The sequence below is a fragment of the Pseudomonas sp. P5_B2 genome, from assembly GCF_056400445.1.
In genome coordinates this window covers 1-669 of the sequence record NZ_JBFULH010001367.1, presented here as the reverse complement: position 1 = coordinate 669, position 669 = coordinate 1, and the positions used below count along the sequence as shown (strand labels likewise).

General features: G+C 57.4%; 1 protein-coding gene. It reads right to left on the bottom strand.

Features of this window, described 5'->3' with window-relative positions:
• Positions 1-93: 93 nt before the first annotated feature.
• On the bottom strand, positions 94-612 hold the full coding sequence (locus AC1DRJ_RS31260) for an Mpo1 family 2-hydroxy fatty acid dioxygenase (RefSeq protein ID WP_477805507.1): 519 nt from the start codon (positions 610-612) through the stop codon (positions 94-96).
• Positions 613-669: the final 57 nt, after the last annotated feature.

The following is a 669-nucleotide window of genomic DNA, read 5'->3' as shown; positions in this document are numbered from 1 at the left end:
ATCAAGCCCGCTCCCACATTAGATCTGCGTCGACCACAAATTGTGTGTACGAGATCAATCAAATGTGGGAGCGGGCTTGCTCGCGAAGGCGCCTTATGCCGCAGCGCGTTTCGGATTGATTCGTACACCCCCAGCCCGCGCCTCGATCTGCTCTTTGAGGTCATGCCGCAACCCCAGCAAAAACATCAACTCCACCACCACAAACAACGGCCCGACAATCAACCCGCTCACATCATCAACAAACGCCGGCTTACGCCCTTCATAGTAATGCCCGACAAACTGGATCACCCAGCCCACCACAAACATCCCGATACCGCTCGACAGCCAGACCAGCGTGCTTTGTTGCGCCAGCGTCTGCCCCGCCCAAACGGACAGTCCCAGCAATACGCTCATCAGCACCCCAAGGCGCAATTCCAGGCGAAGGTAAAACCACGCCGACGCCAGCGACACCAGGACCGCCGGCGACAGCCAGCCGCCAGCCCATTGCGGCCGCGAGAGCAATACCGCGACGGCCACCATAATCAACGGAATACCGATAAAGTGGCTGGCGATGTTGCGCGGATCACGGTGGTAAGTGGCGTATTGACTGAGATGGTCAACGAGGCTTTTCATTGTTATTCCTCCTGTAGGGTGATTGATCATGCCCCAGGTTCACTTTTGGCTCGGTCG

Coding starts and splice junctions, on each gene's coding strand:
- AC1DRJ_RS31260 (WP_477805507.1), bottom strand. CDS start 612: ATGAAAAGCCTCGTTGACCATCTCAGTCAATACGCCACTTACCACCGT.